The 9708-nt window shown below is 37.4% G+C and carries 6 protein-coding genes and 1 pseudogene; 6 read left to right on the forward strand and 1 reads right to left on the reverse strand.

Going from position 1 to position 9708, the window contains the following annotated elements; translation table 11 throughout:
- Nucleotides 1–17 precede the first annotated feature (17 nt).
- The 5 genes and pseudogenes from DTK66_RS06340 to uidA all read left to right on the forward strand — a co-directional run bounded on the left by DTK66_RS06340 (nt 18) and on the right by uidA (nt 7730).
- Nucleotides 18–1355: pseudogene (locus DTK66_RS06340) on the forward strand (gluconate:H+ symporter).
- Nucleotides 1356–1387: 32 nt separating this feature from the next.
- Nucleotides 1388–2695: an MFS transporter gene (locus DTK66_RS06345; RefSeq protein WP_191668127.1), complete on the forward strand. Its 1308-nt coding sequence runs from the start codon at nt 1388–1390 to the stop codon at nt 2693–2695.
- Between the two features lie 11 nt (nt 2696–2706).
- Entirely contained in the window at nt 2707–4260 is a 1554-nt protein-coding gene (locus DTK66_RS06350; protein ID WP_153930114.1) for a glycoside hydrolase family 30 protein, read from the forward strand.
- Between the two features lie 12 nt (nt 4261–4272).
- Entirely contained in the window at nt 4273–5817 is a 1545-nt protein-coding gene (locus DTK66_RS06355; RefSeq protein ID WP_191668128.1) for a glycoside hydrolase family 30 protein, read from the forward strand.
- Between the two features lie 158 nt (nt 5818–5975).
- Complete coding sequence (gene uidA, locus DTK66_RS06360) at nt 5976–7730, forward strand: beta-glucuronidase (RefSeq protein ID WP_191668129.1); 1755 nt, start codon at nt 5976–5978, stop codon at nt 7728–7730.
- An 82-nt stretch (nt 7731–7812) separates the two neighbouring features.
- Here the strand turns inward: uidA and DTK66_RS06365 are convergent, their stop codons facing one another.
- The gene (locus DTK66_RS06365; RefSeq protein WP_191668130.1) at nt 7813–8673 is read right to left on the reverse strand and encodes a sugar phosphate isomerase/epimerase family protein; all 861 of its coding nucleotides are present in this window, start codon (nt 8671–8673) and stop codon (nt 7813–7815) included.
- Nucleotides 8674–8841: 168 nt separating this feature from the next.
- Between DTK66_RS06365 and kduI the strand changes: the two genes are divergently transcribed.
- Nucleotides 8842–9690, forward strand: a complete 849-nt coding sequence (gene kduI / locus DTK66_RS06370; RefSeq protein ID WP_191668131.1) for a 5-dehydro-4-deoxy-D-glucuronate isomerase — start codon at nt 8842–8844, stop codon at nt 9688–9690.
- The last annotated feature ends 18 nt before the right edge of the window (nt 9691–9708 follow it).

The raw sequence follows: 9708 nt of genomic DNA on the forward strand, positions 1-9708 counted from the left end.
AAAAGACGTGAATAAACATGTCCGCTGATATTATTTCATTGATTTACATTTTTGTAGGTATTGGACTACTAGTATATTTGATTGTTGGTCTTAAGTTGCATAATATTATTGCTTTACTACTTGCGGGGTTATTTATTGCTTTTGCTGAAGGGATGCCAATCACAAAAATTGTTCCCACAGTAGAAAAAGGAATTGGAGGAGTGCTCTCAACCTTAGCATTAATTGTTATTTTTGGTGCAATTGTTGGGCAACTAATGACTGAATCGGGAGCTTCACAGCAAATTGCTGATACAATTGTTGAAAAAATGGGAAGAAAATATTTGTCAGTTGCTCTTTTAATAATAGGGACGATTTTTGGAATGTCTATGTTTTATGAGGTTGCATTCCTGATTGCAGTTCCGCTAGTGTTAAGCATTGCTAAAGAAGCAAAAATTCCATATATGCGATTAATAATTCCAACGATTGCTGGTGCTACTATGGGACATAGTATTTTTCCTCCTCAGCCTGGTCCAATGGCACTTGTAACAGCTTTTCATGCAGATATTGCCCAAGTTTATATTTTTGGGCTTATAGTAATTATTCCTTCAATAGTCTGTTCTGGTATTTTAATTCGGCGATTTATTCCTGGACTTGATCAAATGCCATTAGGTAATGTTATGAAGCCCGCACCTAAAAAACCAGTAAGCTAAATACCAAGTTTTGGCATTAGCCTACTTGTTCCATTAATGCCAGCAATTATTATGATTATTTCTTCTATAACTAAATCATTTACCAGTAGAAATAGTATAACCTATAAGATTATGGCTTTTATAGGTAGTGCAGATATTAGTATGTTAATCACGGTGTTAGTTGCAATGATAGTGTTTGGCTATGCTCGTGGTAAATCAGGTAAACAAGTAACAGATACACTAACAAAGGCCATTAAAGGTATCTCTAATGTGCTACTTGTTATTGCAGCTGGTGGAATTATGAAAGAGGTAATTATTGATACAGGAGTTGGAAATATAATTGTAAATATGTTTGATAAACTTCCAGTGTCTCCATTTATTTTAGCTTGGCTAATTACAGTTTTAATTCGGATATTAACGGGGCAAGGAGCAGTTGCTGCAATTACAGCTGCAGGAATTGTTGCTCCTATGGTAACTATTATGCATGTTAGTCCAGTATTAATGGTATTAGCCTGTGCTTGTGGTAGTAATACAATGACTTTAATGTATGATGGAGGATTCCTACTGTTTCAACAATCATTTGGAATTTCCTTAAAAGACACCTTCAAAACGTGGGGAGCATTAGAACTAGTAAATTCGGTTGTGGGACTACTTATTGTATTAATTTTAAGTATATTTATTCATTGATTTGAAAGCGCTTTCTAAAAGGAGTGAGTATTATGGATAGTAAAATTTCTAATGATAATAAAAAAGAAGAAAAAGGTACTTCGTCTGTAATAGGTGAAATTACAAACGCAAAAGTTAAAGACTCAGAGCAGCCTAAATTACCTTGGATGATTTCATCTGCTATGTTTTTAGCACCGCTTTGTTGGTATGGTCCAATTGGTTCAACGAGAAGTGTTTTAATTCCACAATTATTTAGTCAAATTGATCCTGCTAATAAGGTTTGGGCTGTAGGTATTTTAGCTACGGTTGCGTCTATTACTGGTGCAATTGCTAATTTGCTTTTTGGAGCGTTTTCTGATGTCACCCGCACTCGATTTGGTAAACGAAAGCCTTACATTGTATTAGGGACATTAGCAATAGCCATTTCATTATGTATTATTGCCAATATGCGTTCTGTCGTAGGAATTATTCTCGTATGGATTGTTGCAGCTGCAGCGGAAAATGCAATTGCTGCAGCTATTTATCCACAAATATCTGATCGAGTAGCACCAAAATGGCGTGGAACTGTATCAACATTTTATGGTGTTGGTTTCACAATTGCTCAACAAGGTTTTGCATTACTAGCAGCTCAATTCTTGGGAAATGTTAAATTCGGTATTTATGTTATGGCTGGTTGTACCGTTGTTCTTGCAATTATTCATGAATTATTGATTCAAGAAAAAGGTAATTTAGATGAACCTAGAGTTAAGTTTAATAAGCAATCATTAAAGAAATATTTCTTTTTCCCAACTAAAGGTGCACGTGACTTTTACTTTGCTTTAGCCGGCAAATTCTGTATGGTTGTTGGTTCAACGATTGTTACTACGTTTGAACTTTATATTTTTACTGATTATATTGGTCAAAATACACAAGACGCTGGACACTCAATTTCAATTTTCTCAATGATTATGTTAATTATTGGTGTTATTTTCGCCCTTGTTGGTGGACCACTGGCAGATAAAATGAAACGTGTTAAGGGACCGGTTGTTTTAGCTACTTTTGCATTAGGAGCCGCTGCGTTATTCCCACTATTTGTTGCCAAACCATGGGCAATGTTTGTGTACGCAATTATTGCAGCTTTCGGTAATGGCCTATATAACTCTGTTGATGGAGCACTAAACATGGATGTTTTGCCATCAGCTGATACTGCAGGAAAAGATTTAGGATTAATTAACCTTGCTAATACTTTGGGCCAAATGTTAGGGGCAATGTTTGCTTCAGCTGTTGTTGCTGGCTTTGGATATAAATCTATTTTTATCTTTGCTGTATTTATGGAAGTAATTGGTGGATTCTTAATTTGGTCGATTAAGCGTGTACGTTAGAGGTGTGTAATATGAACTTTAAAAATGAATTTTGGACAGCAACTTCAGGTGATTTAACCCAAAAACGACAAAAACTAGACATTCCAATTAAGACAAAAACTCCTGGAAATGGCAGCAAAATCATAATTGATCCTTCAATTCGTAAGCAAAACTGGATTGGTGCTGGTGCTGCAGTTACTGATGCTACTGCTTCGCTAATTTGGAAACAATCACCTGAGCAACGCGATTCCTTATTACATGAACTGTTTGATCCTAATCAAGGAAATTTTTCTGCAATTAGAATTCCAATTGGATCATGTGATTTTGGATCTGGAGAAGTTTCAGAAGAAGAATATTATAGCTATGATGATGTTCCATTTGGTGAACACGACTCTAGCCTTATCAAGTTTTCTATTGGTGAAGGTGAACCGGGAAGTAAAGATGCAACAAAGGATTTAAAGTACGTTGTTCCTGTAGTTCAGGAAATCTTAAAAATTAATCCAGCAGTTAAAGTCCTTGCTTCTCCATGGTCTGGTCCTGCTTGGATGAAGAATACAGGTAGTATGAAAATGGGTGGTCACCTTCGTTTTGGTGAGTTTACTGGAAATGGATATGCTGCTAAGGACCGCTTCGAAGGGGTTTATGCAAACTACTTCATTAAATTCATCGAGGCCTATCAAAAGTTGGGTATTCCAATTTATGCCTTAACAATCCAAAATGAACCATCTAATGCAGCGGCATGGCCAGCTATGATCTGGAATATTAAGGAACTCGCTTACTTTGGTTATAAGTATCTTCGACCAGCACTGGATAAGGCTTTTCCTGATACAAAACTTTACTTTTGGGATGGTAGTCTAAACGTTCTTAATGAACCGCTTAATAAGTTAATGACAATTGAAGAAGCGAAGGCCTTTGATGGTTTTGCATTCCATACCTATGATGGACCTTATACCAATCTATTTAATGCGAGTCGTTTTAACACCAACTGGGATTTAGCGATGACTGAACGGCGTTGTATGCTTGAAGAGTCAGTTGACGATGCATCACACATCATGTTTGGGCTTATTGGTAATTGGCTAGTACGACAGGGATTATCATCAATTTACTTGTGGAATCTTGCCTTAGATGAACGAGGACTTCCAAACATTGCTGGATCAACGGGACGACGTGGTGTAATTACTATTGATCATAAAACAGGTAAGGTTCAACGTAACTTGGAATATTATATGTTACGTAATTTTACCCAAGATGTTGATGCTGGTTCAGTAGTAATTGGCTCAAGCAATTATACGCAAGATGGTTATTCTGGTGGCCTTGGATCCGTTGCTTTCATGGGTCCTAATGGCTCAATTACTGCTCATATTTATAACCCAACTGCAAAGCCATTAACAGCAACTATTAAGATTAATGGCTTTGATGAAAAATGGCAGACTATTGATGTACCGGCATATGGAACAGTTACTCTTCATAAATCGAATAATTCGATTAATACAAGTTCTCCTCGAGCGGATGAGAAGTTTAAACTTAATCCTCGTCCAGCAGCTCTTCAAGATGACTGGGCGCCAGGAAAAGGTATTAATAAATAGGGGGAAACGGGAATGGTTAAATTTAATAATGAGTTTTGGACTACTACATCTGGGGATTTAACCCAGAAAAGAGAGCATCTGACTACTCCAGAACAACATTTGACAAATGGCAATGGCTACAAAATAGTAATCGATCCATCAATAAAAAAGCAAAATTGGATTGGCGCTGGGGCAGCGATTACAGATGCAGCCGCTTCACTTATTTGGAAGCAAAGTGTTGAACAACGTAGTGCCCTCCTCCATGAGCTATTTGATCCTAATGAAGGTAACTTTTCAAATATTCGGATTCCATTAGGAGCATGTGAACCGTCAAGTCAACCTTACTACAGTTATGATGACGTTCCATTTGGTGAACACGATTCAAGTTTAAACAAGTTTTCAATTGGGGAGGGAACACCAGGGGCTAACGATGCAACCAAAGATTTAAAGTACATTGTTCCGGTTGTCCAAGAAATTCTAAAGATTAATCCGGCTGTTAAGATTATGGCTTCTCCTTGGTCGGCACCAGCGTGGATGAAGAATACCGGAAATATGCGAATGGGTGGTCATCTCCGTTTCAACGAATTTACAGGAAATGGTTATGCAACCAAAGATCGTTTTGAAGGCGTCTATGCCCAATACTTTATCCGTTATTTGACAGAATATAAAAAACTAGGTATTCCTATTTATGCCATTACGATTCAAAATGAACCATCTAATGCTGCTGAATGGCCAGCAATGATGTGGAATATTAAAGAGTTAGCTCATTTTGGCTATAAATACCTTCGTCCAGCATTAGACCAATCATTCCCTGATACAAAGCTTTATTTCTGGGATGGTAGTTTAAATGTTCTTAATGAATCTCTAAGCGATTCTGTTACTCCTGAGGAAGCAAATGCTTTTGATGGTTTTGCTTTCCATACTTATGATGGTCCTTATACTAATCTATTCAACGCAAGTCGTTTTAACCCTAAATGGGATTTTGCGATGACCGAGCGTCGTTGTATGCTTGAAGAGTCAGTTGACGATGCATCCCATATCATGTTTGGACTTATCGGTAATTGGCTAGTACGAGAAGGACTATCTTCAATTTACCTGTGGAATATAGCGCTTGATGAACGTGGGCTTCCTAATATGGTTGGCTCTACAGGACGTCGAGGAGTAGTAACAATTGATCATAAAACCGGTAAAGTTCAGCGTAATCTTGAATACTACATGTTACGTAATTTTACCCAGGATATCATCCCAGGATCGACAGTAATTGGTTCAAGTAACTATACACAAGATAGTTACACAGGCGGCTTAGGATCAGTTGCATTTATTGGACCTGATGGATCAATTGCTGCACATATCTATAATCCAACGAACAAGCCATTGAAAGCAACTGTTACAATTAGCGGATTTAATAACCAATGGCAAAATGTTATTGTTCCTGCTTATGGAACGGTAACCCTTCATAAATCAAATAATCCAATTAATGAAAGCTCCCCACGTAAAGATGAAGAATTTAAGTTAAATCCGTATCCAGCTAATTTAATGGACGATTATGCACCGGGTAAGGGGGTGAATAAAAAATAGATTTTACAACATAAAATAATATCTTACAGTAAAACTTATTAAGTATTTTCTCTTAATAAGTTTTTTCCTTATAAAAACACTTACCCGACAAAAAAACATAATCAATGCTAAACTAGCGCTGAGTGGTGAATTGTCGGGTATTTTAGGAGGCGCACATAATGCTATATCCAAAACAAACAGTGACACGGACGCTAGAAGACTTTTCGGGTTTATGGAAATTTAAGGTGGAAAAAGGGAAAGTTGATCCAGCAACCCAGCTAACTAATCCTCAACTAGTTGCTGTTCCTGCATCTTTTAATGACCAGGTATTTAACAAGAAAGTTCGTAACCATGTGGGCTATTTTTGGTACGAGACCACTTTTAACATCCCTAATGAACAAGCTGTCAAGCGTAATGTTTTACATTTCGGCGCGGTAACGCAAAATTGCGAAGTATATGTTAATGGTCAGTTAGTAGGCAGCCATATCGGCGGGTATACTCCATTTGAGTTTGAAATCAGTTCCTACATTAAGGCTGGTAGAAACGATTTAAAGCTCCGGGTTAATAATTTACTGGATAATACGACTATCCCGTCTGCGCACCAAGAATCAGTCGATGGGCATATCAAACAGCAAAATCGGTTTGACTTTTTCAATTATGCTGGTATTAACCGTCCAGTAAAACTTTACACGACGGCTTTGACATATATCGACGATGTTCATATCAATTATAAGGTTACTGATAATCAGACTACTGTTAGTCCCGCTATTAAAATTAATGGCGACTATGATCGTGTGCAGTTGACGATTCTAGACGAAGATGACCAAGAAGTTGCTAGCGGAAATGAGCATGGTCAATTAATTATTGCGGCTACTCATCGTTGGCAACCATTAGCTGCATATCTCTACCGATTGAATATTAATGTCTACAATAAAGGGAACTTAGTTGATTCGTATACTAAGGAATTTGGGGTGCGAACAATTAAGGTAAAAGACCATCAAATATTCATTAATGATCAGCCGTTTTACTTCCAAGGATTTGGTTGGCATGAAGATTCTCTTGCTCATGGTGGCGGACTTAATTTGCCTCAAGTAGTAATGGACCTTAATATTATGAAGTCGATGGGTGCAAATTCATTTCGAACATCTCACTATCCATACGCTGAAGAGACGATGCGTCTTGCGGATCATTTAGGGTTTGTAGTGATTGATGAAGTACCTGCAGTTGGTCTATATGAAAGTTTTGCGGTCACTCTTGATAATAACGTGCATGCAGGTAAAACATGGGAAGACCTACACCCGGCAAAGAATCATAAAGCTGCATTAGCAGAAATGATTGATCGTGATTGTGACCATCCAAGTGTGATTATGTGGTCATTAGCTAATGAGCCTGCTAGTCAGGAAAAAGGTGCTCACGAGTACTTTAGGCGGATTGTTGAATATGCAAAAAAACTGGATCCGCAACGGCGTCCTGTCACGATTGTAAATATTATGGCGGCTGATGCGGACAAGGACTTAGTAGGGGATTTAGTCGATGTGATCTGTTTAAACCGGTATTATGGTTGGTATATTGACTTTGGTGATTTAAGCAAAGCTCAAGCTGATCTAACGGCTGAATTAAAGAAATGGCACCAAAAATTTCCCGACAAACCGATTATCTTTACAGAATTTGGTGCTGATACGATTGCCGGAATGCATTCGGCACAAAGGGAGCCATACTCTGAAGAATACCAAGTTGACTATTACAAGGCTAATTTCGCAATTTTTGACAAATTTGATTTTGTACAGGGAGAACAACTTTGGAATTTTGCCGATTTTGTAACGGAACCGGGAATGATTCGGATTGGTGGCGAAAATCGTAAGGGAATTTTTACTCGTAATCGTCTGCCTAAAGAAATTGTGCAGTCCTTGAAACAGCGATGGCTAAAAAAATAGAAAAATAATACCCGATAAATTCTGATATTGGTGTGTAGATTACATCAAATATCAAATTTGTCGGGTAATTTTTTATGGTGGATTAAATAATAATTGTTTTTTCTTTCTTCTCTGCTTGCCGAAATGCAGTTAATGCGGAATCTAGTTGATCCTCTTTTGTTGCCTCGAAGGTTGCAAAAGTATAGGGTTTAAGTTGATTAATAAAGTGGATATAACGTTCAACATCGATTAGTCCAGAACCAAATGGAACTGTAACTTTTTTACCGTTAATAAAATCAATATCTTTTAAATGAAAAGTGCAGATTCGCGGACCATATAAGCGTGCTGCTTCATTTAAAATAGTACTTTGATCCTTATAATTATCTCTTGAAATAAGGTTGGCAAGGTCGAAGATAACGAATAAGTTTGGACTATGAACGGCATCTAATACTCGGCGTACCGCATAATTATCATAAAGCGGATGATTTATCCCTGGTTCAATCGCAAATAATGCTCCTAATTTTTCTGCATCGCTGGTTATTTGTTTGACAGAATCAATTACGCGTAATAAGGCTGAATCTGTGAAGTTCTGTGGTGTATAACCATTAGGTGAAAGGACGCTGCCAGTTTCACTGCCAACAACTGCCGCGTGCAAGAATTTTTCTGCTATCAGGCTATTTTGGTAACTTTGTAAATTCTTCTCGCGAACAGTACGATCATAATCAATCATATTAACATAGTTACCAAGGACAGAAATATTAACACCGACCTCCTTAAACTTTTGATCGATTATATTTAACAAGCCGGGGGAGTACTGTGAACTATCTGTAATTAATTCTTTTGGTAAGAATTTAAACGGGGCAAACTGAACATTGGTAAAGCCATAGTTAGCAGTTATGCTAAATAAATGCTTAAAGGTATGTTTACTGACATCATGGGCGCGAATTCCAATATTAATACTCATTTGTAATCACCTCTATATTTTTATCATAGCACTCAAACACTTATTAGAAACAAAATTTCTTAAATAGAAATAATTTAATGAAAGCACTTGCAAAAAGTGTCAATAAGATTATAATTAAAAGTGAATAAGGAAATAAAATTTCTAATTAAGAAACGGAGGAATGAAAAAGTGAGTTTTAAGATGGTAACTCGTTACGCTCATAGTCCTAAGGATATTCAGCATTATGATACACAAGAACTGCGGGACGAATTTTTAATGGATAAGATTTTTTCGTTGGGTGATATTTTATTGACGTACACCTACAATGATCGCATGATTTTTGGTGGTGTGACACCCAAGGCTGGTGAGCCCCTAGAAATTAAACTTGATAAAGATCTTGGTGTTGATTACTTCTTACAACGTCGGGAATTGGGCTTTATCAATATTGGTGGTTCTGGATCGGTGACTATTGACGGCAAGAAGGATAAAATTGTCAAGCATGATGGCTATTATATTGGCATGGGCGCTAAACATGTGGTTTTTGAATCGGATAATTCTGATGATCCTGCTAAGTTCTATGTTGTTTCAACTCCCGCCCACAAGACCTATCCAAATAAAAAGCTGCCGTTTAAGGATGCTATTGCAATGCCGATGGGTAGTCAAACGGATATGAATAAGCGGACAATTTACAAATATATTGATGCTTCAAGCATGGATACTTGTCAACTGCAAATGGGTTACACCGTCCTTGAACCAGGTAATGGCTGGAATACGATGCCTTGTCATACCCACGCTCGGCGGATGGAAACATACATGTATTGTGAGTTTGGTTCAAAGGATACGCGGGTCTTTCACTTTATGGGTAAGCCAGATGAAAGTAAGCATATTGTCTTAGAACCAGAACAAGCAGTTGTAAACCCTAGTTGGTCAATTCACTGTGGTGTAGGGACAACTAGCTATTCATTCATCTGGGCTATGTGTGGTGAAAACCAAACTTATGATGACATGGATATGGTTGATATGCATGATCTGAAATAAAGAAGGTATATTTATGGC

This window comes from Limosilactobacillus walteri (assembly GCF_014830205.1).
GTDB lineage: Bacteria > Bacillota > Bacilli > Lactobacillales > Lactobacillaceae > Limosilactobacillus > Limosilactobacillus walteri.

Bases quoted from the DNA above. Each gene is read 5' to 3' on its own strand.
- DTK66_RS06345 (WP_191668127.1), top strand. From the start codon at position 1,388: ATGGATAGTAAAATTTCTAATGATAATAAAAAAGAAGAAAAAGGTACT.
- DTK66_RS06350 (WP_153930114.1), top strand. From the start codon at position 2,707: ATGAACTTTAAAAATGAATTTTGGACAGCAACTTCAGGTGATTTAACC.
- DTK66_RS06355 (WP_191668128.1), top strand. From the start codon at position 4,273: ATGGTTAAATTTAATAATGAGTTTTGGACTACTACATCTGGGGATTTA.
- uidA (WP_191668129.1), top strand. From the start codon at position 5,976: ATGCTATATCCAAAACAAACAGTGACACGGACGCTAGAAGACTTTTCG.
- DTK66_RS06365 (WP_191668130.1), bottom strand. From the start codon at position 8,673: ATGAGTATTAATATTGGAATTCGCGCCCATGATGTCAGTAAACATACC.